Source organism: Bordetella tumbae (assembly GCF_054780995.1).
Genome location: NZ_BAAGVG010000005.1, coordinates 158244 through 185062, shown reverse-complemented (window position 1 = coordinate 185062; position 26819 = coordinate 158244). Strand labels below are relative to the sequence as shown.

Sequence of the window (26819 nt, the reverse complement as noted above, 5' to 3'; positions counted from 1 at the left end):
ACCGCAAACACCATAAACAGCAACGCCCGCTTATGCGGGCGTGTCAATATGGGATGGCCGGACGCTTACAGTCAAAGACACCAGGTGCATATGCCCAGAGATAGGCGCGATGAGTCTTCTTGTTGCCAGGCTGGAGTCTGCACCGGCGTTTCGTCGGCATGCATCACGCGATGTGCGACGATCGCCTCTTGCCGGTATAGCGGTAGATGGTCGGCGTACTTGGCCACCAATACGTGAGCCACCAAGCCAGTGGTGGCCATCCACTTGTCGATGATATGCTCTTAGATACGTCCTACCGTTTCAAGATGGGTTGTGCCCGGACGTTAACACCAAATTGGCAAGTCTTACATGGTGACAGACAGGGGCGGACGGGTTAACCGGTCCGTCCTTTTTGTCTGCAACTCCAGGTAATATAGCCCTCATCTGCATTAGAGCTTTGGGACCCATCACAATGAACGGATACATCACCGCAGCGTTGCCGCTGCTCATGTGCGCGGTGACCTTTGGCATCATTGGGCTATCCGTGAGCAATCTCACATTTATGTTGTTAGGTGCCGGTATGCTCATTGGAGGAGTACCTCTGCTCGCGATGGGAATGAGTCGGCCTCGAATGGCGAGCAAATAGCTATTCTGGTCACTCCGTTACGCTCACAATATTCATTAGGAGCCCGCCATGAGGCTTTTGATTGCTGTGCCGCTGCTTGCAGTATTCGCCGGCTGTGCGACGCAGACGCACAACTTGCCTACGCAGACTGACGTCAATCTGCAGAAGTACGCGGGAACGTGGTACGAGCAGGCGCGGTTACCAAATCGCTTCCAGGAGGATTGCGCAGGCGATGTCCGGGCCGATTACACCCTTCTCGCCAACGGATCGATCGAAGTCGTGAACCAGTGTCGTACCAGCGACGGAATGACGAAAGTCGCTCAGGGCGAAGGACGATTGGCGACAGCGTTTGATCCGCCAGATCCGGCGCGACTGGAGGTACGCTTCGCACCGAAATGGACATCATGGCTGCCCATGGTCTGGGGTGATTACTGGATCATGCGATTGGAAGGAAACTACCAGTATTCGCTGGTCGGCACGCCAGATCGAAAGTACCTGTGGGTGCTATCCCGGGAACGCCGTGCTGATGACGGGACCGTTCGTCGATTGCTTGACCACGCCAGAACGCTGGGGTTTGATGTGGATAAGGTAGTTCGCACCAAGAACGAATCGAGTTAGCAGGATCTCCGTGGCAACGCGGCGATTGCCAGATCGAATCGCAATGCAAGCCAAAAAGCTACCGCGTTCGTGCAAACAAGAAGATTGAAGACTTGCTCGACCAAAAGAAAGCCGCCCGTAGGCGGTCAATAGCGAGCAAGCGCGCAGCGCTGTTCTTCTAGTTCGTTTTTCAAATTCTCCTGGGCGCTCTGCTCGCGAGTCGCAATCCCAATTCCTGCATGTATTCCCGTAGCTCGTGTTCGGCGGATGTCGCCTGACTCGGAGCGGGAGTGGGGTTGATCAACTGCCGTCCGGCAGCGACAGCGCGCCGAGCGCGTAGTTCGGATTCTGATAAAGGCTTAAGTGTTTGATGGTAGAAAGACTCCATCGCCATCTCCTGATTTGTGCAGCATGAGCGTGAACTGATCGCTCAGGGCTCAATCTTACATGCGGCTCAGGAACGCAACCAACTCAAGAATTGCAAACTTAGTGCGTTAAACGGACTTCGTTCATGAAGTCACGCGCGAGCCCTGCATGACAAGTCGACGCGCAGTACGAGACGTCGAATAAGTCAAGGATTGCAAAGTGTGCAGTCATACGCGACGTTTACCTCGGATTTGAATTTACACTCGCCGCTCGTTCACATCAGTCGCAGAACGACACTCCTTCTGAATAAAACACGCTCTTGGCGAGACGGCATTTCCATGCCTCTGTCGCCGAGCGAAGATGCGTGCGCGGAAGTTTTTTCTTTATCAAATTTTTCTACAGTAGTATCAAAAAATGGCAGATTTAAACGGCCTGCAAGGCCGTATCAATTCAGTTCAGAACAACATCAACAGCCAATCGAGCTACGAATCCGATCTCAACCAACTGGAGCGCCTGAAAGCGGTCGCCGAAGAGTCCAAGGCGCTCGACGATACAGAGCAAGCGCAAATTCGTAATGCCATCGAGAACGCGATTACGAACATCACGAACAATACTTCCCAGAAATACAGCACCGATGTAGACGCGAAATCGGATTTCGATCAAGCGATCGAAGCGGTACGTCACGTTTACGACAACGCTGTATGTTTTACGCGCGGTACGTTGATCGAGACGCCTCAAGGGAGGGTGCCTATTGAGAGCCTCAAAGAGGGAGACCTCGTCAATACGCGGTCTGGGCCTGCGCCGATCAAATGGATAGGCAAGCGCTCGTTTAAAGAAATATCTCAATGGAAAGGCAGCGCCAGGCTGCAGAACTATCCCGTCCGCATCATGAAAGGCGCAATAGGTGATGGGGTTCCGTCGACACAGCTATCCGTGTCTCCGTGGCATCACCTCTATGTCGACAACATTCTTGTGCGTGCGATGGACCTGGTGAATGGCATTAACGTCTATCAAGATTCCTCAATTGATGAGGTCCACTACCTGCATATCGAGCTTGAGCAATTCGATGTCATCGAGGCACATGGTATGTACTCGGAGTCGTGGGCCGACGGTGGCAATAGAGATTTCTTCGAGAACGTGGACGTCGCCGCGCTGCGACCGGAAGAAAGAGAACGACGCCGAGCTTCGCGCCCTGGATTTCAGGTTGTCCGTCCGGGTGACAAGAATGCCCATCTGTTGAAGCTGATCCAGGACGCCGTGAAAGAGCGTGCACCCGCCGCAGTCAAGAAAGCCGCATAACTCCTCAATATGCACCGCGACCAGACGCTCACGACCTTAAAGCAGGTTGTTGGTGTCTGCGAGCGGCGATCTGGCACTGCGGTCTTTCGATGATCCGGTGGGACCCGAACAGCTGCAGCCTGAATACGATGGCAACAGCTGTTCGTCGGCACCTATGACCGCGACTTAGTCGCCGTCCGCGCCCGACGCTTGCGCGCCCATATCACTACGCCGGTCACGCTCAGCGCCGCAACAAAAATCCCCGTGAGCGATATCAATACGCGTCCCGGCGTGCCCAGCAGCCGGCCGGAGTGCAGTGGCAACTGCGCCTGCATGAAGACATCGCCCGCAGTGCCTTGGCCCGGCACCATTTGGTCGAGGATCGCACCCGTGTCTGCGTCCAGGTAGAGCACCTCATTCCCCATGCCGTTTTCATCCCCGTCATTTTCCGGCGTGAAGAACGTCACGCCATAGATGCCGAAGCGCTGTGCATAGAAGAGGGACCCGGCAGGAGCGGCCCAGCCGCGGCGATGGCCCTCGGCCTCGGCTGTCGCGATAGCTTGCTGTCGGTTCACCAGCGGATCGGCCAGTTCGCGCTCGCGATTGCCTTGGCGCGACTGGAATGGCGTGGGCGTCAGGGTCGAGAACATCGACACCAGCGGCCGCATCACTTGCGTTCCCAGATTGAGCGACACCGAGGTCAGGGCCAGCATCAGCAGCAGACCCCACACCCATACGCCTCCGGAGCGGTGGATATCGAAGTTGAGCTTGGCGCCGCCCTGACGCAGCCGGAAGCTCAGTGACTTACGCCAGCTGCGTGCACTGGGAAACGAGATACAGAGCGCCAGAAAACAGTCGATAATCCAGACCGCCGATACCACCCCCATCAGCCACACTCCGAAGTCGATTCCCCAGCCTTTGGGGATGTGCATGGTGTAGTGCAGCTTGTAGAGAAAGGGCAGCAGGTTCTCGCGCGACAGCGATATCTGGCCCCACTGCCGCTTCCCTTGGATTTGGCCGGTGGCCGGGTCCACGGCCAGTTGGTTAAAGCCGAGGCGGTACGGCGCGCCTGTGACGGGATCTATGTGCGCAGCGACGCCCAGCATCGCAGTATGGCCAGACTCGAGCGTCAGTGGCACAAAGCTGACTCGCAGGCGCGGATCAGCCGCCTCGACCCGGCGTGCCAACTCCAAAGGAGAAAGCGGGTTATCCGTCTCACCGGAGGCGGCCACGTACAGGTCGGGATTGGCCCACTCGTCGAGTTCGTGATTCCAGGCGATCACCGCGCCGGTCAGGCCGGCGATGAACAGGAAAGCAGCGATGAACAGGCCGCACCAGCGGTGCAGCACTACCAGCGCGCCGCGCATCAGAACTGGTAGCGCGCCGTCAGCGTCACGCTGCGCGGCTCGCCATAGACATTACTCGGAAAACTCACATTGCCGGACAGCGCGTTGTAGTACTTCTTGTCGAAGACGTTGTTGATGTTGAGCTGCATGTCCAGCTTCGGTGTGGCCTGCCAGCCCACCACCAAGTCGGCCAAGGTGTAGGCGCTTTGGCTGATGCGATAGGGCACACCACTCGTGGTGCCCTCGTTGTAGATGGGGCCTTGGCGGTAGACCGAGCCGCCGATGCGCCAGCCTTGCAGGGCGCCGGACAGTCTATACATCGTCGACAGCTTGAACAGGTGGCGCGGCGTGTCGGTATCGAATAGCTCGCCCACATTGTCGGCATTCGCATCCCTGCGATAGCGCGCGATGGCTACCGTGTAGCCGAGACTCACCTGCCAATTTGGGGTGATGGCGCCCTGCACCTCAAATTCCACACCCTGGCTGCGCACCTTGCCAGCGGTCGAATAGCAGGTGACGGTCGGGTAGCCAGCGCACTGGGTCTGATCGGTGCTGCGGAAGGCACGGTTTTTCTGGTCCATGCGGAACAATGCTGCCGAAGCATTCAGCGCGCCATCGAAGTATTCGCCCTTGATGCCGATTTCGTAGTTTTCACCGATCACTGGATCCAGCAGATTGTTGCTGGCATCCATGTAGTTTTGAGGCTTGAAAATGTCGGTGTAGCTGGCGTAGAGCGAGTGCTGGTCGTTCAGGTCGTAGACAATGCCGGCGTACTTTGTCAGTTGGTTATTGATGCTGTAGCGGTTATGCGCACTGGCGGATGGCGTGTTGGAGGTGAAGCTCGAATAGGTGTTGACGGTGTCGTTGTAGTCGAACCAGTCCAACCGCCCGCCCAATATCAGCTTTAGCCGATCCGTCACATTGAGACGCGTCGTGGCGTATAAGCTTTGCTGGGTGACATTGGCGTCCATCCAGTCCCGCAGCGGGATGTTGGGGTTGGCAACGGCGCTCGGGTCGAAGTCGTAGAGATCGAGATCGTCGTACAGCACTACGCCTTGGCGGCTGTTGCCGTCGAAATCGACATCACGGTAGCTGGCGCCTAGGACCAGCTCATGAGTACGGCCTAGCAGTTCAAATGGGCCGTTGGCATAGAGGTCCACGCTGCTCTGCTTTTCCTTATGGGCGTTACGCGCACCTAATTGACGGTATTTGTCGGTGGTGACGTTGTAATTGAGGTAATGGCCCAGCATGTCGACCTCGGCCTGCGCGTAATAGGCCGAGAGATGCGTACGCCAGCCGTTGTCGAATCGGTGGTCGAGCCCCACGAATGCCGAGGTGGTGTTCTTGTTCCAATGTTCCCAGTCATTGGCATACGATGTGGATCGAGGCAGATCCAGATCACTGCCGTCGCGGGCCACGGGCAAACCGGTGAAGCCATTGCCATGCAGCCGGCTCTCCTGATGCAGCGCGCTGAGCGTGAGCGTGGTGGAGGCGCTCAGATCCTTCTCCAGAATCCCGTAGAACGTCTGGCCACTGCTGTCTTCGCCGCGCTTGTAGCTTCCGTAGTCCTGAGTGGCAATCACCGCGCGGCCGCGCAGACTGCCGTCCTCCGATAGCGGACCGGAGGCGTCCAACTCGGCTCGATAGTGGTCCCAGCTGCCAGCGCTCACGTCGGCGGATACCTGTGGCACATCGGTCGGCCGCTTGCGCACCAGGTTGATGGCGGCCGATGGATTGCCTGCGCCCTGCACCAGTCCAGTGGCACCACGCACGATCTCCACGCGGTCATAGATCGCCATATCGGTGGACAACAGGTCCTGTGACAGATTAGAGCTGTCCAGGCTCACGGGCAGGCCGTCGAACATGATGTTGTCCACGTACATGCCACGCGCATAAAACGAAGCGCGCTCCGGCCCGAAACGACGGTACGTCAGGCCGGGTGCAGCTTGCACCACGTCGTTGATCGTCTGCAGGTTCTGATCCTTGATGAGTTCGCTGGTAATGACGGTGACCGACTGCGGCGTCTCGCGCATGGACAGGTTGAGCCGGGTCGCTGTGCTCATACTGCCGGTGGTGTACGAGTCCGTGCCCTCGGTCGTGGCGTTGGCGGCAGTCGCGCCGGTCACCGTGACCACGGGCAGCGTGGCGGCGTCGGACGCCTCGGATGTCCGCGTAGGGTCGACACGCAGCACAAACGCGCCATTGTCCAGTTGCTCGGCCCGAAGGCCGCTGCCGGCGAGCAATAGGGCCAGCGCGCGGGCGGGTGGATGCCGGCCATTCACGCCGGCCGTGCGTTTGCGCTCGGTCTGCTCGGCGGTGAAGGTCAACATGATGTTGGCCGTGCTGGCTAACTGACGTAACGCGGGAGCCAGCGGCCCGGCGGCAATACTGAAGTCGGCCACGGCGGTCTCGGCAGCACCGGTGGCGCTTTGAGCATGCACGAGGGCCGGTGCGCCGGCTGCGAGGGCGACAGTCAGCGCTAGCGAGGCAAGCGCAACAGCAGATAAATGTGGGCGCTCCGAATCGTGGGCGCGGTGCGGGTTCGGCATGTTCTTCCTCTTGATTGGACCTCCGAAAATTCCGGTCCCTCATAAGGTAGGTGCCGCGAAAACGCCGATCGGGCAGTCGATGCGAAAAGTTTTTTCCCTAGGCCTTAATCAGCCGGTACGACCGTCGCCCAGAAACGGGTACGCCGCTGCACGCGTACCGGCAGCACGCTGGGCAGCGTGGCCAGGATGCGGTCGGTGTCGGCCAAGGGGAAGACCCCCGAAAGACGTAGACCCGCGATTTGGGGATCTACGCGCAGGATGCCCGGCCGGTAGCGATCCAGTTCAGCCAGAAAGTCGTCAAGCCGCTGCTCGTCAGCCACCAATTGACCTCGCACCCACGCATCCGCTCGGTCGTCGATCGAGCGCGGCGCTTCGACCGCGTTGCGGCTGAACTCGGTCTGTTGACCGGCTTGTAGCAGACGGGCACTGCCGGACTCGGCCCAGGGGGAGATTTCCACTGCGCTTTCCAGAACCGCAACACTGGTCCGCCCGGTGCGCTGTCGTACAGTGAAACGGGTGCCCAGCGAACGGATGCTGCCTTCGGCGGTCGTCACCAGCAGCGGCCGCGGATCGGCCAGGCCTGGTTCGTGGCGAGTGGTAATCATGATCTCGCCCGCCACCAATAGGATGCGGCGTTGGTTTGCATCGAAGCGCAGATTCACCGCGCTATCCGTGTTGAGCGTCAGCCGGGTGCCGTCATCCAGTGTGAAGTCGCGTTGCTCGCCGGTGCTGCTGCGGTAATCGGCCACGCTGGCCTGCCAGGTGCCGGAGCGAGAAGCGAGGAGCCCGACGCCGGTGGCTAATCCACCCCACAGTAGCATTCGGGTGGCCCTTCGGCGGGCGGTGGAGGACGGCCGGTCGCTCGCGCTGTAGGACGACAGGGCCGCGTAAGCCGGAGCGCGCTCCAACGATTTCATCCGGCCCGTGACGGACTCGACGTGCTGCCAGGCGGCTTCATGGTCGACATGCGCCTGGCGCCATTGACGCCATTGGCGTTGCTGCTCATCGCCAACCTCTCCGGACATCAGCAGGGTGAGCCAGTCCGCAGCAGCATCCGCAGTAGCCCGACTGATGGTCCGGCCACTGGGCAGGGTCAATGTGTCGCTATGGGAGGCCATGAGGTCAGACCGCCAGCGCGAACATGCATTCGCGGTTGGCCCTGGTCAGATATTGCTTTACCGAACTGGTCGAGGTCCCCAACCGCTCGGCGATCTCGGCGTAGCTCAGTTCGACCAAGTGTGCCAGCAGAAAGGCTTCCCGCACCTTGGGAGGTAGGCCATCGAGCACGCGGTCGATCTGCTGCAGGCTCTCGACGGCCATCAGCCGCGCTTCCGGCGAGGGGGCTACTTCTTCCGGCAGGCAGGCGAGGGCCTCGAGGTAAGCGGTTTCGAGCAACTGCCGGCGGTGGCGGTGCGCGAGGAGCCGACGGGCGACTGTTGCCAGGAACGGACGCGGCTCCCGGATCTCGATAGCCGCAGTCTTGCGGTCCAACAGGCTCAGAAAAGTGTCCTGCGCCAGGTCGGCTGCCGCGAACGTGTCGCCTACGCGCCTGCGCAGCCAGCCTTGAAGCCACGTGCTGTGCTCGACATACAGCCCGGCCAAATCATCGGTAATAGGTTGGTCCTGGGCGGGCATGGGGTGGAGCAGGGGAGGATGAAATAAAATGAGAATTGATCTCATTATACATACTCGACTTAATCGATTCGGCAGCCCCGTCTCGCACGAGTCATGTGCGTCTACAACCGTCAGGGAAAGACACTATCCGTTCGCAACGGCGATGGGCGCTTCAAAGCTCGGCAGGCTCATCGCACGAACGGCATATTTTTCCTGGAGCGCCTTCTCCGCATCGTAGTCGCGCAACACCGTAAATCCAGGACGATCAGCGCGACGACGTTTGCGATCTTGCGGCCGCAGTTCGGACACAGGCACGTTCTGGAAAAAATCTCGATTGCCACCGTCAGCCCACGATTCGGAATACACGCCATGTGCGATCACCACGTCGAACTGATCCAATTCCACGTGGTAGTACTCCACCCATTCCGTGCGTGGCTCTTGCACGATGGTGCTGCCATTGACGAGACACTTCGCGCGTACCAGCACGCCGTCCAGCCATAGATGGTGCCAGGGCGACACCAGCAGATCGGCGTCCGGCATATTCGCGGCAAAGGCGTGCTGCCTGATCCTGATAGGCAGGGTCGCGGCACGCTCGTCATCGGTGCGCAGTAGCGCGACACGGTACTTGCGCCAGCCTATCCATTTCACGGTGCGCCATCCGGATTGGCCCAGGACTTGATCACCAGGTTGCAATGCCTCGATAGCGACGCTGCCGCGTGGTGTACGTAAGCGCGACCCTTTCAGAAAGCAGACCGGCATCACAAAATCGCCGTTGGTGAAATAGCTTTGCGGATCGTCAGCAATGACGGCTCCTACGCTCGACGGCATGCCCTGGAACGACATCGTTACCGGCAAGGCGCCGCTTACGAAATGAACTGTGCCCGTCTCGGATGTCGGATCGTAGCTGAACTGCATAAAGGCGGCGCCGGGCACATGAATAGAATCCCCCGCGCTCATGCCATTTATCGTGATAGGGCTCGTGATGCCGGAACTCACGTATGTGAAACTACCATCACCATCGCCGCCGAACTCCACATTTAACTTCACGGTACCGCCATTAGGTACAGGACCCGTAAACTGATTCACCGTAGCCGAGGAGGTCCCATCGATCACCAGCTTGCCCGGTATCTGATCGGCACCGGTGGTAGCAAACAACAAGTCTGGCGTGTCCAGGGTCGCGCCGTTGGTCACGACCACAGTCGCGCCCGTCGTCGGAAACATAAACAGCGGGACCGACACTGTCAGATCCACGCCGTCGACGGTCAGCGTATGAGGACCGGGGAGCAGGGTGGCGCTGTTAATACCCGGATCTGCATTGGTCTGATCGACCGTCGCGTCGGCAGCCTTCAGATCGAAAAAGAAACTCGCCATTTTTTATTGCGCCTTATTAGTGGCAGGGACGTAGCATCAGCGTCCACGTCGCCGGGTTGTCACTCGAGTTCTAAAGCCGTGCCCGCCGAGGAGAGTCTATAACTAATTGAAACAATCATTAGGGCTTGATTACAACAGATGCTCGTGAGGCAATTATATTTTATTTTTTTACAAATTTATTCTATATATGACATTGAGAGAGTCGCGCTAACGACCTCAAGAACGAGGCTCCGCGCGTACTCCAGTAAACGAAACACCACACCGAACCCGGGGTTATCACTGCTGTGCCAGACGGGATCGATACCAGCCTCACGCTGGACATGGCTTCATTACCGCTCGGCGCTTACCACAAGCCATCGCCCGTAAATCGATTGCGGGCTGCCCGCCTGTTCCCAATAGTGGGCTTCGTCGGCATCTGCAGCGTGAGCGGCCTTGCGGCGGCAGTAGGTCGCCGCCGGCCAGCCCAATAGGCGTTCAACGAGTCGCTTTGGCTTCGGTTCGTCGACCTCGTGCAGTTCAATTTGCCGAAATCCTGAAGTGCTGAGCACCAGGTGCAGTTGGGGAAATGAAAATGGAAAATGCGTGATGTAGTCGCCCCGCTTTTTGCCATACATCGGGCTGAACCCTGAGTGAAATCCTCGCAAGAAGAACTGTCCTCGCGATCTGACGTGCCATGAATTCGGCGTGGTGACAATCAATTTGCCGCCGGGCCGCAGCACATCGCGAAAGCCTTTCAGGGCAGATCCTGGGTTGGTGAGCAAATGAATGGCTTCGCAGCAAACTACCGCATCGTATTCGCGGGGCATCTTGGGCAAGGGCTCGTCCAGATCGTGTTCACGGACCATCCCATAGGCAGGCACCTCCACCGGGTATTCCCACAACCCCAAACCGTCGATCTGCAAATCCGGCTGAAGTCGGGAGAATTCATGTCCCAGCCACCCATGGCCGCATGGAGCATCCAGGACCGCGCGAGCCGGCTGCCTTTGCAAGATATCGAGGACCACCGGGTGGTAGGGTTTTTTGATCAGGTGTGGCTGCACTGTGGTTTCCGTCCGTACTGCATGTCGTACAAGCGTAAGCCAAGAATGCCTGAAACTCTCGTGCATAGATGGGCTTGTCTCGGCCAGAAATGAGCGAATAGGACAGGGGTAGGGGCCTCGCCGTTCGTGATCGGCGTCGATTATCACGAAGGAAATTGATTACGTGGTTTGGTATTGATATTTCGCAATAATCTTGTGCAAAAGTGGAGTAGTGTTTCTCGTTCCTCCGTTACATTGTTATAGAATGTTCTCGTGTTGCCTGCGACCCGTTGTTATTCGCGGCGCTATTCGCGAACAGCTCCGGTTGCATTCGACCCCCATCTTGGTTACCGGAGAAAGGCATGTCTGAGCCTGTCGCTGTTCCCGTTAAACCCGCTTCATCCGCGGCCCCGCCCGCCAGTCCCCCCAGCAAAGCAAAAATCCCCATTGGCTTGATCGCCGGGGTGATTGCCATGCTCGCTGTCCTGTTTATGCCGATGTCTGACGCACTGCCCGTGGCAGGGCATCGCATGTTGGCCATCCTGGTGTTTGCGGTGGTGGTATGGATCACCGAGGCCGTGTCGTACGAAGCCAGCGCCATCATGATTACAACCTTGATGGCGTTTTTATTGGGTACTGCTCCGACGGTGCAGGACCCCAGCGTCCTATACGGTACCTCTCGGGCTATCACGATGGCGTTGACGGGGTTTTCAAATTCTGCACTCGCCCTGGTGGCTGGCGCGTTATTCATCGCCGCTGCCATGACGTTTACCGGCTTGGATAAACGGATCGCACTGGTCACCTTATCTAAAGTCGGGACCAGCACGCGCCGCATCATGATGGGCGCGATTGCGGTCACGATTGTGCTCAGCCTGGTGGTGCCTTCTGCGACGGCGCGCAGTGCTTGCGTGGTGCCGATCATGATGGGGGTCATCGCTGCGTTTGGCGTGGAAAAGCGCTCGCATATTGCCGCCGGCATCATGATCATCGTGGCGCAGGCCACCAGTATCTGGAACGTCGGCATTCAAACTGCCGCCGCACAGAACCTGCTGACGGTGGGCTTTATGGACAAGATGCTGGGCCAGCGTGTGGCCTGGTCCGACTGGCTGATCGCCGGTGCGCCGTGGGCCATCATCATGTCGGCGTTTCTCGTGGTCCTCGTGCTGAAACTGTTGCCCCCCGAAACGGACGCAGTCCAGGGCGGCAAGGAAGCCGTCGAGCAATCGCTGCGTGATCTCGGACCCATGACGGGGCCGCAAAAGCGGCTGATGATCGTATCGGTCCTGTTGCTGCTCTGCTGGTCAACCGAAGGAAAACTGCACAGTTTCGATACCACGTCGACGACGTATTTTGGTTTGGTGTTGCTGATGCTGCCGCGTATCGGCGTCATGACATGGAAAGACGTGCAGTCGCGTATTCCGTGGGGTACGGTGATTGTGTTCGGGGTGGGCATCAGCCTGGGCACCGCACTATTGACCACGCAGGCCGGCCAATGGCTGGGCTCTCAGGTGGTGGCCAATACCGGCCTGGATAAAGTCGGATCCGTGGGTATCTTTGCGATCCTGGGTGTTTTCCTGATTCTGATTCACCTGGGTTTTGCCAGCGCGACGGCGTTGACGTCCGCCATGTTGCCGATTTTGATCTCGGTGCTGCAAACCTTGCCGGGCGATTTCAACCGCCTGGGCATGACGATGCTGCTGGGTTTCGTGGTGAGCTACGGCTTCATGCTGCCCATCAACGCACCGCAGAATATGGTCTGCCTGGGTACGGAAACCTTTACCGCCAAACAGTTTGCCAAGGTCGGTATCGGCGTCACGATCGTGGGTTTCGGGTTGATGTTGGTGATGGCTGCAACGTACTGGCGCTGGCTGGGCTGGATGTGAGGATGCTGCGATGAAGATACGTATCGAAGACGCCATCGCTTATGGCACCGCGCTGTTGCAGGCGCAAGGCATACCCGACGACATCGCCGCCAATGTGGCCGAGCATCTGGTGGAGTCAGACCGTGTTGGCTATACCAGCCATGGCCTGTCCATTCTGCCGAATTACCGCAAGGTACTGGAAAAGGGACTGGCCAACGGCTCGGCGCGTCCCACGGTGATGTACGACCATGGGCCCATGCTGGCTTTTGAAGGCAATCAAGGCCTGGGCCAGCACGTGGGCAAGGTGATCATGCAGCAAGCCTTGGAGCGCACGCGCGAACACGGTCAATGCATTGTGACGCTGCGCAATAGCCATCATCTGGGCCGCATGGGTTTTTACGGTGAAATGGCCGCGCACGACGGCTTTATCCTGCTGGCGTTCACCAACGTGATCAACCGTGAGCCTACCGTAGCGCCGTTCGGCGGAGCGCAGGCTTGCATGACGACGAATCCCTTGTGCTTTGCGGGCCCGCTGCCAGATGGCCGCCCGCCTTTCCTGGTGGACATGGCGACGAGCTCGATTGCCGTGAACAAGGCGCGCGTGTTGGCTGCAAATGGCCAGCAGGCACCGGAGGGATCGCTGATCGATGCGCAAGGGAATCCGACTACGGACCCTAATGCGTTGTTTACCGATCCTCCCGGGGCGTTGCTGCCCTTTGGCGGGCACAAAGGTTATGCGATGGGCCTGGTGGCCGAGCTGTTGGCCGGCGTACTGTCGGGTGGCGGCACTATACAGCCGGCTCGTCCGCGCAAAGGTGCAGCGATGAACAATATGTTCGCGTTGCTGCTCGATGCCCGTGTGGGTTTTCAAGCGGATTGGCGCATTCAGGAGGTCGGCGCTTTTATCGACTATCTGCATGCATGCAAGCCGCAGCCGGGTGTGGATGCCGTGCAGTATCCGGGTGAATACGAGGCCGCGAATCGCGCGCGGAATAAGCATCAGATCGAGTTTGCTCCCGCGATTTGGGACAGCTTGGCAAAGTTGGGCGGCGAGCTCAACGTGTCACTGCCGGCATCGGCGGACTGAGTTGCCTCTGTTCTGATCCCAGGCGGTCTTGGTGCGATCGACGTGACGCTGTTCTTGTATACGTCGATCGCGGCAACGTAGCTGCATAGCGTCAGGCTGACCAACCGTTGTGTCGACTATTCACGCAGCCAATCATTCAGGACTTCCTCGGTATGTTGCCCAGGAGCAGGCGGCGCACTGCGTACGCTGGCAGGTGTGCGGCTGAACCGCGGCGCCGGCGCCGGTTGCACGACGCCATCCACCTGAACAAAGCTGCCACGCGCCTGCATCTGCGGATGGTGTGGGGCCTCGGCCATGGACAGCACCGGCGCGTAACAGGCATCACTGTCCGCCAAGCGCTGTTCGATCTCGGCCAACGTCATGGCCGCTACCGCGTCGGCGATTACCTGACGCAACCGTGGCCACGCGGCATGATCGTTGCGGGGCGGCAATGTCTCCGGATCCAAACCCAGACGCCGAATCAGTTCTTCATAGAAACGAGGCTCGACGGCGGCGAAGGACACATAGCGTTGATCACAGGTGCGATAAACGCCATACCATGGCGCTGCGCCGTCCAACAGATTTGATCCGCGCGCGTCACGCCACACGCCCGCAGCGCGTAAACCATACGTACTAGCCATCAGCAGATTGACGCCGTCGACCATGGCGGCGTCGACGACCTGGCCCTTGCCGGAATGCAGGGACTCGATATGAGCTGCCAACATGCCTGCTAATAGCAACATGCCGCCGCCACCAAAGTCACCGATCAAGTTCAGTGGCACGACAGGATCGCCATCCGGCTGGCCGATGGCGTGTAACGCTCCCGTCAGGGCAATGTAATTCAGGTCATGTCCCGCGACGTTGGCCATCGGTCCGGTTTGGCCGAAGCCCGTGACGCGGCCATAGACCAGTGCCGGATTGCGGGCCAGGCAGTCCTGTGGTCCGATGGACAGCCGTTCCATCACACCGGGGCGGAAACCTTCAATCAGCATATCCGCTTTGTCCACCAGGCGCAGCAGTGTTGCCACGCCAGTCTCTGTCTTGAGATCCAATGCTACCGACCGGCGGCTGCGATTCAGGACTTCGAATGTGGGCGGGATGGGAATTCCCCGCGCTGGAGCATTGGCACGTTCGATTCGCACCACGTCGGCGCCCATGTCGGCAAGCATCATGGCGCAAAATGGCGCGGGACCGAAGCCCGCCATCTCGATGACACGAATGCCATCAAGCGGACCGTTGCTGCTGTTTTGCATATGGTCTCAACCTAGTCGCAGTTCACGTCTGGCCACCTGCATAGCGTCCTCGCCATCGCGCCGTCCCAGTATCCAGCCTTCATGTGGCTGCAGGGCCTGTGTTTTGACGTCGACCAGCTGTTTCCAATCCTGGATCAGGGTGCGATGCGCGATTTTCCACTGCCCGTCTCGCCGTTCCATTCGATCCAGATAGCGTGACGACGTGAACATATCCACCGCGGCATCGGGATCGCCGCTGGCGCCGCCGGTCAACTGAGACAACTGAGATTTGGCGCCCTGCGGATACTGCTGGATCGTCCGAACGTAGGATTCGACCAGTGCAATGTCCTCGGTCGCAAACTCGATGAGCAGGTTGCCGACGAAATGGCTGGAAAAGGGGATGGGTTTGTGCCGCACCATTATCCAGTCCACCAGGCCCTCGATGGGACCGATATAGGGGCCGTGGCTGTCTATCGCCCCTGGATAGAAGAGGTCCAGGATACCCTGGCGGTCCAGGCGGTCTACCGCTCGGCACCAGCGATAGATGACATCCTGGATCATGAAGCGGTCGGCAATGCGTTCGGGGCTGTACTGTTCGATCACTGTCGGATTCCTTATGGTGGAAAGGGCAACGCCGTGGGTTGCCACGGGGAGGGGGTTTACGACGATGTGAAATTGACCTGTGCGGACAAGGCTCGGATCGTTTCGCTTTCTGTCGTTATCAGGGTTCGAATTTGCGACGGTGAGCCGCCGACGGGTGTGGCGCCATAGGACTCCAGTAGTTGGCGAACTGCGTCGTCCTTCAGCATGTCGTTCAACACTGCGTTCAATTTCTGTATGACCTCGGCAGAGGTGCCCGATGGCGCTGCGACACAGAACCAAGGCGCCATGACGTAGTCCGGCAAACCCGCTTCGATCATGGTCGGCAGTTGCGGCAGCAGAGGAGAGCGGTCTCTTGATGTGACCGCCAACGCTTTCAGCTTGCCAGCCTTGATCAGCTCCAGCGACGACGAAATATTGTCGATCGTGAAATCGATCGAGCCTCCCATGAGGTCTGCGAGCATGGGGGCGCTGCCCTTATAGGGCACGTGCTGCGCTTGAACACCTGCCCGCAGTTTGAATAATTCGGCGGATACGTGAGAGCTCGACGCCAGGCCAGGACTGCCATGATTCAATTTTCCCGGATTGGCCTTCATGTAGGCGATGAGTTCCTGGACCGAACCCACCGGCAGGCCGGGCCGTATCATCATCACATTCGGGGTTTCGGCAATATTGATGACGGGGTCAAAAGAATCGATCTTGAATGCCAGATTGTCGTAAACAAAATGATTGGTCACGATCGTACCGACCGATCCCATCAGCAAGGTATAGCCGTCCGGCGCGGCACGTGCCACCGCGGCTGTGCCGATAGTCCCGGTGGCGCCTGGCAAGTTTTCGACGATCACGGGCACGTCGAATGTTTTTTGCAGGTAATCGGCTGTGCGCCGGCCCAGGATATCGGTTGACCCGCCCGGGGGAAACGGCACCACAATACGGATATTCCTGACTGGCCACATATCTGCATATGACCAGCCGGGAATCATTAATGTGCTTGCCATCGCACATGCAATGAAATGTCTGCGCTCCATACTCATTGTCTGCTCCTTTGGTGTGATCTGCTTGTTGTCGTTGTGAGGTGCTGAGCACTGATCCTGCTTATTCCCTCCAGACAGAGGCCAATGCATCGGCCAGGCGCATGCCTTGCGCCAGCCCGGCTTCGGCACTGGGTTGGCGGCCGGCAGGGTCGAGGACATTGTCTCCAATCGCCTTGCGTGAATAGTCGTCTGGCAGCACTGCTTCTACGTGTGCGCCGGCGCGTTGCAGCACCAGGACTTCGGCGCGCAAATGGCCACTGACGGGGTTGGTGTCGCTATAGCCGAGCGGGGCAAGTACCAGCACGTGCTTACAACCCAGTGCAAGGTCCGCATTGGTCATGGATCGAATGCCGCCGTCCATGAGTTGCCTATCATCAAATGGCACGGTGGGCCATACGCCGGGGACAGCGCAGCTGGCCATCACGGCATCGGTCAGCGCTAGACCGGATTGCGCGTCCAGTACGACCAGTTCCGCCGTTGTTGCATCGACGGCTGTCAGACGCAGTGCGGTGGCGGGCCAGGCTGTGCGGCTCAGTCGCGCGCTGATGACAGCGCGGCGTGTGTCCAGCGATGGCGTCTCACTGCGTATGGCAAAGGCGCCTATCCGTCGGCGAGCCTTTGTGAGGTCACCCTGGACTTTATCCACCAGGACGCGGTTTTTCTGGTCGGCATCTTCTTGTGAATAGTGTCTAAATAGCTCACCTGATGCTTCGGCTGGCTGTTGCTGGCGCGCGAGTAATTCTTCGGCGGGCACGCCTTGGGCAAGTTCGGTGCTAACGACCGATCCGGCTGATGTTCCGATCAGCAAACAATCGGATGACACTATGATGCCGGCACGCGCCAATCCCGCCATGACGCCGATTTCCCAGGCAATGCCGGTGACGCCGCCTCCGCCGAAAACGACGCACTTCTCGAAGCCCTTCTCCATAGGGCGTTCCATCAGATCACCTTATCGGCGCGTAACTGATCCAACTCGTCGCGCGATAGTCCCAACAGACCTGCATACACTTCTTCATTGCTGTCACCGAGTTCCGGCGCCGGTGTGATGCTCTTTTCGGGAGCGTTCGAGAATTTGGGCACGACGCCTGTCATGCGGATAGGCCCGATCTTGGGGTCATGGACGGTAGTGATCGTGCCTCTGGCCTGATAGTGCGGGTCGTTCACCATGTCCGCCACGCTGTAAATGAACGAGTACGCGAGTTTGCCTTCGTCCAGGATGCGGCAGATCTCGTCGGTGGGCTTGCTCAGTATCCATTCAGCCACCCCGCGATTGAGCTCGTCCACATTTTCCCAGCGCGATTCGTGCGATACGAAGCGCGGATCCGTTGCCCAGTCCTGCCGTCCCATGACGGCGCACAGACGCTCAAACCCTGCATTAGCGGAGATCGTCAGGATGATGTAGCGGCCGTCACTCGTCAGGAAATGCTCGCCCGGCGCCGAGGCAAAATGGGTATTGCCACGCCGCTGCCGAGCCGTGCCCAGGCGGTCGTAGGCGGGAATCAGCACATCGGTGAATCTGGCGATGGACTCATACATGGCCAGATCGATTTCCTGTCCGCCGCCGTCATGCGTATCCCGGTGGTAAATGGCCATTAATAGCGCAAACGCGCCGAGGATCGCGGTCTGGTAGTCCGCAATCGATGTGCCGATCTTGACGGGCGGGCGATCAGGAAAACCGGTGATGCCCATGACTCCGCCGAACGCCAGTGCGATACGGTCGTAACCTGCGCGTGCATGGTAGGGCCCGGTCTGGCCAAAGCCCGAGATGCGCAAGAGGATGAGATCCTCGTTGTGTGCCTTCATGACGTCGTACGGCAAACCCCATTTTTCCAGGGTGCCGGGGCGAAAGTTTTCGACAACGGCATCGGCATGCGCGATCAGCTTCAATAGCAGCTCGCGCCCTTGCTGCGTACGCAAATCGAGCGTGACCGATTTCTTGTTGCGGTTCTCGACGCTCCAGTAAAGGCACACATCGTCCACATAGGGGCCGATGTCTCGAACCGTGTCGCCGCGTTCGGGGACCTCGACCTTGATCACCTCGGCCCCGAAGTCGCCAAATAGCGTGCACGCAACAGGGCCCGCGACCATCGTTCCTAAATCCAGAATCCGCAGCCCGCTCAACAGGTGGCCGGTGTTGCTCTCTGTGTTCATCGTGTTCATGATTTACTCCACTGCCTGTGGCTCGTCCTGACTGTCGCAGGGATGCTGCGCTTTCACGACGAAATCATCGAGCCGGGTATCGCGCAACATGTGCCAGTAGTCGTCATTGCGAAACGGTGTCGGGGCGACTACCTTGCCATTGGCGTTGCAATACCAGTTGGACATGCCTTTATGCGTCCAGATCATCTTGCGGTGGGCATCCTGGACGCGGCGGTTAAAGGTATCGTGCACGTCCTGCCGGACTTCGATTTCGAAATGCTCGTCGCCGGCCTGATCCATGGCTTGACGCAGCAAACCCAGCACGTAGCGCACTTGAATTTCCAGCGACGCGACGACGCTGCCGCCATGGCCCAGCGCGGTATTCGGTCCAGCCAGCACAAACAGGTTGGGGAACCCCGGGGTCGTCACGCCCAGGTAGGCCTCGGCCCCTTCGTTATCCCAACGTTCGCGTATGGATTCGCCTCCTCGTCCGTAAACCTCCACCGACGAGAGAAAATTCACGGCATCGAAGCCTGTCGCGATAATCAGGACATCCAATTCGTGTTGCTTTCCATCCTCGGTCCACACGGTGTTGCCGTCGACCCGGGCGATGTGGTTGTTTTCGAGCGTGACGTTGTCGCGCGTCATCGTGCGGTACCAGCCGTTATCCATCAGCATGCGTTTGCCGAATGGCGGGTAGTCCGGCAATACGCCGTCAAGCAACTCCTGTCTGTCGCCCAACTCGGTCTTGATGTAGTTGGTGAAATACTCGCGATGTTTGTCATTGCGGCGATTGATCGCACGCTCCGGATGCGGCCAGGACGCATCGACCTGCAGTGATGCATGTATGCGGTCATTGAATACCCAGGCCAGTCGCTGCCGATACCATTCTTGATAGAACGGGACTTCGCGCAACAGGAACCGCACACTATGCGGTACGTCTTTCTTGAATCGCTCGAAGGGCGCTGCCCATTGTTTGGAGCGTTGGAATACCGTCATGTGCTTTACCTGGCCGGCAGTGGCCGGCACGATCTGCATTGCGCTCGCGCCGTTGCCGATGATGCCCACGCGCTTGCCCGTGACATCCATGTCCGCCGGCCAGCGGGCGGTATGAAAACAAGGCCCAGTGAATGTGTCCAGCCCTTTGATGGACGGGTACTTCGGCACGTTCAGAATGCCGACGGCACTGATCACCACATCGGCGACCAATGTCTCTGTCTGGCCGTTCGGGCCTGTCACCGTCACCGACCAGGTGCAGCTCGACTCGTCATAGGCCAGGCGTTCGCATTGGGTGCTCACGCGAATGTGTTGACGCAGTTTGAAGTCGTCCACCACCTTCAGAAAATACCCTTGGATTTCGTCGCGCAGCGCGAAATATTTCGTCCAGTCCCGCTTGGCAAAGGAGAATGAATAAATATGATTCGGCGTATCGACGCCAGCGCCGGGATAGTGATTTTCGTACCACGTGCCGCCGATATCCGGGTTCTTTTCGATGACCGTATAGTCGATCCCTGCGCCTTGCAGCCGGATGGCGGCGCAGATGCCGGCGACGCCCGCGCCGATCACCACGACCTTGAAGCCCTCTCTCGGGTGGAATCGCTCGCGCTGATCCAGCTGAAACTCCGGGTCCAATCCCAACCAGGAAGCAATCATCGGCCCGTACGAGTCGGGGACGTCCTCGCCGATGCTGGTCGAGAGCATCCGGACCAGATCTTGTGGCGTCGGATCGGGCAGGGCAGGGGTCTGTCCCGCTTTCCAGTCCAGGATTGCCTGGTACGCCGTGTTTCTGATCTCGTCTTGAATGGTGTCGGGCAACCCACCGGAGTCGTTGTCATCGAGCCCGGCGATACGGCTGCACTGATAGGGTTCGGCCAGCCATTTCCGGTCTCCGGTCAAATGCACCAGGACCATCAGCAAGGTAGGTAAATTGGCCGATTGAAGCGCCTGGCGAAGATCTGATGACCAGTCCTGATTCTGGTTGGATTGCGTGATAGACATGCGATTTTCCTGCAAAGAGAAACAGCTCTCCCCGCCGTGCCGCAGTGGCGGCACGGTAATAGGCTCAAGCGAAAGGAATGCCGCTCCGACGGACCGGCTTGAAAAACGTTAGTTGGCTGCCATGCCGGAATTACGTACGACCTCACCCCATTTGTCGTAATCCACGTCGATCGTTTTCTGCAGGCCCTCGGGCGTGCTGCCGTCGGGCTGAAAACCCAGCGACATCAGTTTGTCTTTGAACTCGGGCTGCTCGACGATTTGATTGATTTGTTTATTCAGTTTGGCGATCACGTCTGATGGCGTGCCCTTGGGCGCCAGCAATGCAATCCATCCTACGGCATCGTAATCGGCCACTCCGGCCTCCTGCATCGTGGGCACCTCTGGCAGCACCGGCGAACGTTCGCGGTCCAGGACCGCTAACGGCCGCAATTTGCCGTCCTTGATGTTGCTCAGTTGGGCGCCGATACTGTCGATCATGATCGGTACCCGCCCGGCAATCACATCGATGGATGCGGCCGCGCCGCCTTTGTACGACGCCGACGTAATCTGCACATCGGCGCTGTGATTCAACAATTGCAGGGCCAGTTCGAACGCTTGGGCTCCCGAAGCGAACGTCATGTCCCCAGGCTTGGCCTTGGCCTGGGCGATCAGGTCCTTGACAGAGTTTTGCATCAAGCCTGGGCCGGCCAGCAGCACCATGGGGACCTTGGCGATCATGCTGACCGGCGCAAAATCTGTCTTGGGCGCGTATAACTGATTCTTTTGCAGATGAGGTCCGGTCACCAAGGTGCCGCTCACGCCGAGGCCCAATACATGGCCATCAGCGGGGCTTCGGGTCACGGTGCTCAGGCTCAGCATCCCGCCGACGCCAGGCTTGTTCTCTACGACGAACGCCTGCTTGTTCATTTCCTCCAGGTCCTTCGCCACGAGCCGGGCCACGATATCCGAGGCTCCGCCAGGGGGATATCCCACGATGATGCGAACTTGTTTGTCGGGATAGGTCCCCGCCAGGGCTGGCGTTCCCGCTACGGCCAGACTCGCGAGCGCCATCAGCAGCACGTGCTTCATTCGGTATTCCTCCTTTGGTGGTGTAGTGATTGTTATGACGGCCAGAGTATTTGCGCGACGACGAGTCGGGTCAAAGCGGATATGCGAAATCGATCACAATATGCACATTTGACATAAATCCGTCGTCACGCCTGAGGCATATATTCATAATATGCACATTATTGAGGCATCTACCGCGTGGTGTTTCCATGTCCATACCGACCAAAGTCTCTGGTGGCCAGTCTGTCTTTCGTGCACTGAGTTTGCTAAAGCTCGTGGGCATGCACCACGAGAGTGGCATTGCTCTGCGTACCTTGGTGGATGCCACGGGCCTGGATCGCACCACGGCCTATCGACTGGCCAGCATCCTGGTCGAAGCAGGCTTGGTCGAGCGTGATGACAAGAAACGCTATCGCCTCGGGCTGGAGGCGATGCAGCTCGGTTTGAAATCCATGAGCAGGGTGCCGATCCTGGAGCGGTGCCGGCCCTTGATGATCCGGCTTGCGCGTCGAACCGAAGACACCGTTTATGTCGTGGTTCGTAATGGCGACTATGCCCACTGCATTCACTACGAAGAAGGCACGTTTCCGATCAAGGCGCTGGTTCTGCAGATAGATGGTTTGCGCCTGCTTGGCGTGGGTTCAGCGGGCACGGCCTTGCTGTCGACATTGAGCGATGCCGAAATCAGGGAGTTTCACCGGCGTCAGCAAAAAGAGCTGCCGCCATCGCGCGCGAAGTTGGCCACGGTGCTCGATGAAATGCGGACCATCCGCAAGCTCGGCTACGCGTCGACCGAGAATCTGGTCGCCGACGGTGTGGGGGGCGTAGGCGTGGCGTTCGAGGTCACGCCGGGTTCTTATGCTGCCATCAGTGTGGGAGCGATACGTAGCAGGATGACACCGGAACGCACGCGCCGAATCGCTAAAATCATGATTGAAGAGCTGAGCGCAACGGGCTGGAAATCCAAGTCCTCGTCAGGATGATTGGAGGCGGCAACGTCTGATTCTCGGGCGGTGACGAGCGCCGGCTCGGCCTCGGATTTGCGACGAGGCGGACAATCTACAGATGTCGTATTTTTTCTCACAGGAGCGCACGTGCCCATTGTTCTAGCATTCATCGTGCTCGCGGCCATTATTTATGGTGCGGTTGCTTTGTACATGAGCGTTGCCGCAAAGTTCGGCTGGTTGGCGGGTGTAGGTGCCGATTTGCTGGCGGTCGCGCTGATCGTTGTTGTGATCGCCGGCTTCGTTCAACGGTACCGCACGATTCATGGCAAAACCGTCAATGGCAAACGTGGGTTGTCGCTAAAAGAATCCTGGGGTGGAATTCATATCGACGCCAATGAAAAGCGAGGTTCGTTGACGGTCGATGGCAGCAATGCTCAATTCATTTTCACGGATATCGGCAACGTCCGGGCGCTGACGCGCGACGGGCACTGGATGCTTGCATTGCATCTGGCGCACGACGCTCAAGGCGACTGGGAAATCCCCATGCCGGATCGCAAGCAAGCGCATCGCTGGGCCAAGATATTTACCTTGGCGGCCGAACAAAATCTTTGACTATCTCTGAGTCGCTGGCAGCAGCGGTGCCTGTCGCCGCCACGAGACCGTCATACCGAGAATAGTGCTCTTTCGGTAAAGCCACACCGAATAGACGCGTATCAAACCAGGGCGGTTGTCACCGATTGACGTTCCGGACCATACGCACGGGCGATCATGGCTATCCGCTGCTCGACGGTCATGGCGCGGAATTGGTCGTCAGTCAGTTCGCCAAAATTGTTGACGTATTCGTCCCAGAGCACGAGGTCGGAAGCAATCTGGCGGTAGGAATAGGGCTGCATGGCTGGGCTCCTTTCTGTCAGAGCCTGTAGTGTGCCTTGCGAATATGACATTTTTGCCGACGCCCTGTCGGCAATGAAAAGCGGCACCCGGGGGTGCCGCTGACTTGCAAGCAAGCTTTAGCTGCTGCTGCATGTATCAGACGTCCTCACTTCGTTTATAGCGGTCTCTTTGCGATTGGGGACATAGTTGTGGTCTAGCTGCAGGCCGGTTTTGCTGCCGGGGACGCACGAGTCGCCGCCTGCGCCGGTGGGCATTGCATAGCGGTTGTCAGTATTACTCTGACCACTTTGCGCCGGGTAGGTTGCGCCGGAGGGCGAGGTCTGGCCCGACGGCACGGGCGCATTGGACGGTACGCTCGTATCGGGTGCGCTTTGGGCATATGCACCGCTAGCCATGGCGCCTATGAAGGTTATCGCTGCAACCCGGGCAAGTAGTTCACGCTTCATGTGAGTTCTCCAAACGGTGTGTGGGCTCGGTGCACCGCAAATATCGTGCCGACGGTGACTACCGTAATTGGAATTCTGACGCCTGACTGCATGTAGGGCGAGTCTCGAACCGCAACGAACCGTCGGTAAATTTTTCTGTGCGGATACATAAACAGACGCTTCAAAAGCGCGGTGGTAGATCTTGATTCCCTCTCCAAAAGTCCTTTTTTATGCAGGATTGTTACGTTGATTGAAAAAAATCACGAAATACAACAATATTTCTCTGCCATCTGTTTACATTATTGGCAATGCGCCGGGACAGGTGCGACGGCGCTAGCAGGCCAACAGGGAGGAGGAGAGATATGCGTACGTTCAATCGCAAGATCGCCGCATGGCTGGCATGTGGCGCCGTGGCATTGCTGGCAGGTTGCGCGGGGCCGGGTGGCGACAAGCATGCCACCATCGATATGCCGGGTTTGACGCAGCCTGTAGAAATTCTGCGCGACCAGCACGGCGTGTCGCACATTTACGCCCAGAATCAACACGATCTGTTCTTTGCCCAGGGGTTCAGCGCGGCGCGCGACCGGTTGTGGCAACTGGATCTCTGGCGCCGGCAGGGCGAAGGCAAAATGGCCGAGCAGTTCGGCCCGCGTTTCGTCGAGCAAGATCGAGCCGCGCGCTTGTTTTTATACCGCGGCGATCTGCAGGCCGAGTTTGCCAGCTATCACCCCGAAGGGCAGGCGATCCTGACGGCCTTTGCCGATGGTATCAATGCTTATGTCGATTGGGTGAAGGCCAATCCCGAACAATTGCCCCCCGAATTCAAACTGACGGGTACCGAGCCGGGTTACTGGAGCCCGCAGACATCGCTGATCCGTATCTATGGGCTGACCCGTAACGCGACGAGTGAAGTCAAGCTGGCCCAGCAGATCGCGGCGCTCGGTGTGAATACTGTGCAGGACCTCGGCGTCTATGAGCCGCCCATTGCCTTGCAGGTACCGGCTGGATTGAACGTGAGCCAGATCAATGAAAACATTCTGGCCGACTACAACCTGGCTCGCAAGGGGCAGAAATTCGAAGCGGGCGATTTCCCTCGCAGTCCCTTGGCTGCGGCCGAGCGCGAAGAGCTCGCGCGCAGCCTGTCGGCCAATATGCTGGCCTCGCTGGACCCGGCCTTTGATCCGATGGCGCCTCGCTATGAGAGCAACAACTGGACCATCTCTGGCCAGCGCACAGCCACAGGCCGGCCGATTCTGGCGGGCGATCCGCATCGTGCGATCGCGATGCCATCGCTGCGCTACATGGTGCACCTGAACGCGCCGGGGTGGAATGTCATAGGCGCAGGTGAGCCAGCATTGCCTGGCGTATCTATGGGGCATAACGACCGTATCGCATTCGGCCTGACCATCTTTGCCTTTGCCGACGAAGAAGACCTCTACGTCTATGACACGAATCCGGCGAATCCCGATCAGTATCGTTATCGCGGCGGCTGGGAAAGCATGCGGTCCGTGGACGAATCGATTCCGGTACGAGGCCAGGCCGCTGCTGCACGGCAGTTGAAGTTCACCCGGCATGGGCCCGTCATTCACGAAGACCGCGTGGCTCACAAAGCCTACGCGCTGCGCGCCGCTTATCTGGAGTTTCCGGGAACGGCGGCCTACTTGGCCAGTTTGCGCCTGAATCAAGCCCAAAACTGGCAGGAGTTCGTCGCCGGTATGGAACGGCATTACACCCCTAGCGAAAACATGGTGTATGCCGACGTGGATGGCAATATCGGCTGGTTCGGCGGCAGCATCGCGCCGATTCGCCCACGCAAGGACTGGTCAGGCATGCTGCCGGTGCCGGGCAATGGCGATTACGAATGGAACGGTTTCCTGCCGACGCGTTCGCTGCCTAAAGCGTTCAACCCGCCTGAGGGCTATATCGCTACAGCTAATGAATACAACCTGCCTTATGACTATCCGTACAAGGACATGTCCGGGCGCGCTTGGGCAGAGCCGTTCCGTGTCAAGCGAATCCGAGAAGTCCTCGCCGATGCAAAGGGGCTGGATCTGGAGGCCTCGCAGCATCTGCAGTTCGACAATCTGTCGTTGCCGGCACGGACATTGACGGGCTATGCAAAGACGCTGAACTCTACCGATCCTGTGGTTGGCGAGGCACTGCGCTTGTTGAAGGACTGGGACTACCGCACCGAAGTCGATTCCGACGCCGCCACTGTGTATGAGTTCTGGTTGCCAGAGGTGGTCAAGCGAGTGTCCGAGCTCTATGTGCCTCCTCAGGGCAGCAAGGTGTTCGGTAACTTGGCGACGATCAAAGTGCTGGAAAAACTGGCGACGCCCGATGCGGCCTTCGGTCCGCGGCCAGAGCAGGGCCGGTCAGCGTTGCTGCTGGCCGCGCTCGGCGATGGGATGCGTAAGCTGACCGCGGCACTGGGTACCGATCCCAAACAATGGGAATGGGGGCGTCTGCATCATATCCAGTTCGAGCACGGCCTCGCTGGCCTACTACCGTCCGGCACCGCCAAAGCCTACGGCACGCCTCGCTATCCGGTCAGCGGCGACAACGATACGGTACATCGCGCGACATTCCGCAAGTCGGATTTCCGGCAAATCAGCGGCGCGTCGTATCGGCAGGTGATCGACGTAGGCAACTGGGATAACTCTCGCATCCAGAATACGCCGGGACAATCCGCCGATCCGCGCAGTCCGTATTACCGGAATCTGCTGGAGGGCTGGGCGACAGGGAAATATATTCCCATGGCATTCAGCCGTCAGAAAGTTGAGAGTGAATTGGGGGATACGTTGGTATTGCGGCCTCGATAGCGTTTGGTA

The 26819-nt window shown here is 58.7% G+C and carries 22 protein-coding genes and 2 pseudogenes; 7 read left to right on the top strand and 17 right to left on the bottom strand.

The features are described from left to right. Window positions 1-52: 52 nt before the first annotated feature. Window positions 53-275 (bottom strand): annotated as a pseudogene (locus ACYVI2_RS05100) (IS66 family transposase); the annotation flags it as partial. 398 nt (window positions 276-673) lie between these two features. Between ACYVI2_RS05100 and ACYVI2_RS05095 the strand changes: the two are divergent. After that, the gene (locus ACYVI2_RS05095; protein WP_415819578.1) at window positions 674-1222 is read left to right on the top strand and encodes a lipocalin family protein; all 549 of its coding nucleotides are present in this window, start codon (window positions 674-676) and stop codon (window positions 1220-1222) included. Window positions 1223-1981: 759 nt separating this feature from the next. Then, window positions 1982-2866, top strand: a complete 885-nt coding sequence (locus tag ACYVI2_RS05090; protein ID WP_415819577.1) for a Hint domain-containing protein — start codon at window positions 1982-1984, stop codon at window positions 2864-2866. 152 nt (window positions 2867-3018) lie between these two features. Here ACYVI2_RS05090 and ACYVI2_RS05085 read toward each other — a convergent pair whose 3' ends face one another. The 7 genes and pseudogenes from ACYVI2_RS05085 to ACYVI2_RS05055 all read right to left on the bottom strand — a co-directional run bounded on the left by ACYVI2_RS05085 (window position 3019) and on the right by ACYVI2_RS05055 (window position 10765). After that, window positions 3019-4212 carry a PepSY-associated TM helix domain-containing protein gene (locus tag ACYVI2_RS05085; RefSeq protein WP_415819576.1) on the bottom strand — a complete coding sequence of 398 codons (1194 nt, stop codon included), beginning with the start codon at window positions 4210-4212 and terminating at the stop codon, window positions 3019-3021. Continuing rightward, window positions 4212-6740, bottom strand: coding sequence for a TonB-dependent siderophore receptor (locus ACYVI2_RS05080; RefSeq protein WP_415819575.1), 2529 nt, complete (start codon window positions 6738-6740; stop codon window positions 4212-4214). Before ACYVI2_RS05080 ends, ACYVI2_RS05085 begins: the two co-directional genes overlap by 1 nt. A gap of 104 nt (window positions 6741-6844) precedes the next feature. After that, window positions 6845-7561 carry a FecR domain-containing protein gene (locus ACYVI2_RS05075; protein ID WP_415819584.1) on the bottom strand — a complete coding sequence of 239 codons (717 nt, stop codon included), beginning with the start codon at window positions 7559-7561 and terminating at the stop codon, window positions 6845-6847. Between the two features lie 120 nt (window positions 7562-7681). Beyond that, a pseudogene (locus tag ACYVI2_RS05070) lies at window positions 7682-7858 on the bottom strand (DUF4880 domain-containing protein); the annotation flags it as partial. Window positions 7859-7862: 4 nt separating this feature from the next. After that, complete coding sequence (locus ACYVI2_RS05065; RefSeq protein WP_415819583.1) at window positions 7863-8375, bottom strand: sigma-70 family RNA polymerase sigma factor; 513 nt, start codon at window positions 8373-8375, stop codon at window positions 7863-7865. A 123-nt stretch (window positions 8376-8498) separates the two neighbouring features. Then, a complete protein-coding gene (locus ACYVI2_RS05060; RefSeq protein WP_415819574.1) occupies window positions 8499-9725 on the bottom strand; it encodes a Hint domain-containing protein in 1227 nt (408 codons plus the stop codon). 329 nt (window positions 9726-10054) lie between these two features. Next, complete coding sequence (locus ACYVI2_RS05055; protein WP_460490271.1) at window positions 10055-10765, bottom strand: class I SAM-dependent methyltransferase; 711 nt, start codon at window positions 10763-10765, stop codon at window positions 10055-10057. Between the two features lie 341 nt (window positions 10766-11106). Here ACYVI2_RS05055 and ACYVI2_RS05050 point away from each other — a divergent pair, with 341 nt between their 5' ends. Beyond that, window positions 11107-12627, top strand: a complete 1521-nt coding sequence (locus tag ACYVI2_RS05050; protein ID WP_415819572.1) for a DASS family sodium-coupled anion symporter — start codon at window positions 11107-11109, stop codon at window positions 12625-12627. Between the two features lie 10 nt (window positions 12628-12637). Beyond that, a complete protein-coding gene (locus tag ACYVI2_RS05045; protein WP_415819571.1) occupies window positions 12638-13693 on the top strand; it encodes an Ldh family oxidoreductase in 1056 nt (351 codons plus the stop codon). Between the two features lie 116 nt (window positions 13694-13809). Here the strand turns inward: ACYVI2_RS05045 and ACYVI2_RS05040 are convergent, their stop codons facing one another. The 7 genes from ACYVI2_RS05040 to ACYVI2_RS05010 all read right to left on the bottom strand — a co-directional run bounded on the left by ACYVI2_RS05040 (window position 13810) and on the right by ACYVI2_RS05010 (window position 21743). Further along, window positions 13810-14925 (bottom strand): CaiB/BaiF CoA transferase family protein, encoded by a 1116-nt coding sequence (locus tag ACYVI2_RS05040; RefSeq protein ID WP_415819570.1) that lies wholly within the window; start codon window positions 14923-14925, stop codon window positions 13810-13812. Between the two features lie 6 nt (window positions 14926-14931). After that, complete coding sequence (locus ACYVI2_RS05035) at window positions 14932-15507, bottom strand: nuclear transport factor 2 family protein (protein ID WP_415819569.1); 576 nt, start codon at window positions 15505-15507, stop codon at window positions 14932-14934. A gap of 56 nt (window positions 15508-15563) precedes the next feature. Then, entirely contained in the window at window positions 15564-16532 is a 969-nt protein-coding gene (locus ACYVI2_RS05030) for a Bug family tripartite tricarboxylate transporter substrate binding protein (protein ID WP_415819568.1), read from the bottom strand. A 67-nt stretch (window positions 16533-16599) separates the two neighbouring features. After that, complete coding sequence (locus tag ACYVI2_RS05025; protein ID WP_415819567.1) at window positions 16600-17478, bottom strand: patatin-like phospholipase family protein; 879 nt, start codon at window positions 17476-17478, stop codon at window positions 16600-16602. After that, window positions 17478-18698, bottom strand: a complete 1221-nt coding sequence (locus ACYVI2_RS05020; RefSeq protein WP_415819566.1) for a CaiB/BaiF CoA transferase family protein — start codon at window positions 18696-18698, stop codon at window positions 17478-17480. Before ACYVI2_RS05020 ends, ACYVI2_RS05025 begins: the two co-directional genes overlap by 1 nt. Window positions 18699-18701: 3 nt before the next feature. Next, complete coding sequence (locus ACYVI2_RS05015; RefSeq protein WP_415819565.1) at window positions 18702-20675, bottom strand: FAD-dependent oxidoreductase; 1974 nt, start codon at window positions 20673-20675, stop codon at window positions 18702-18704. 108 nt (window positions 20676-20783) lie between these two features. After that, window positions 20784-21743, bottom strand: coding sequence for a Bug family tripartite tricarboxylate transporter substrate binding protein (locus ACYVI2_RS05010; RefSeq protein ID WP_415819564.1), 960 nt, complete (start codon window positions 21741-21743; stop codon window positions 20784-20786). Between the two features lie 188 nt (window positions 21744-21931). Here ACYVI2_RS05010 and ACYVI2_RS05005 point away from each other — a divergent pair, with 188 nt between their 5' ends. Together ACYVI2_RS05005 and ACYVI2_RS05000 are read left to right on the top strand one after the other, a co-directional pair. Next, window positions 21932-22705, top strand: a complete 774-nt coding sequence (locus ACYVI2_RS05005) for an IclR family transcriptional regulator (RefSeq protein ID WP_415819563.1) — start codon at window positions 21932-21934, stop codon at window positions 22703-22705. 111 nt (window positions 22706-22816) lie between these two features. Next, complete coding sequence (locus ACYVI2_RS05000) at window positions 22817-23281, top strand: hypothetical protein (RefSeq protein ID WP_415819562.1); 465 nt, start codon at window positions 22817-22819, stop codon at window positions 23279-23281. A gap of 101 nt (window positions 23282-23382) precedes the next feature. On the opposite strand, the gene ACYVI2_RS04995 is transcribed toward ACYVI2_RS05000, so the two are convergent. Both ACYVI2_RS04995 and ACYVI2_RS04990 read right to left on the bottom strand, forming a co-directional pair. Beyond that, window positions 23383-23562, bottom strand: a complete 180-nt coding sequence (locus tag ACYVI2_RS04995; protein WP_415819561.1) for a hypothetical protein — start codon at window positions 23560-23562, stop codon at window positions 23383-23385. Window positions 23563-23679: 117 nt separating this feature from the next. Further along, window positions 23680-24009 (bottom strand): hypothetical protein, encoded by a 330-nt coding sequence (locus tag ACYVI2_RS04990; protein ID WP_415819560.1) that lies wholly within the window; start codon window positions 24007-24009, stop codon window positions 23680-23682. 341 nt (window positions 24010-24350) lie between these two features. Between ACYVI2_RS04990 and ACYVI2_RS04985 the strand changes: the two genes are divergently transcribed. Beyond that, window positions 24351-26810 (top strand): penicillin acylase family protein, encoded by a 2460-nt coding sequence (locus tag ACYVI2_RS04985; RefSeq protein ID WP_415819559.1) that lies wholly within the window; start codon window positions 24351-24353, stop codon window positions 26808-26810. The last annotated feature ends 9 nt before the right edge of the window (window positions 26811-26819 follow it).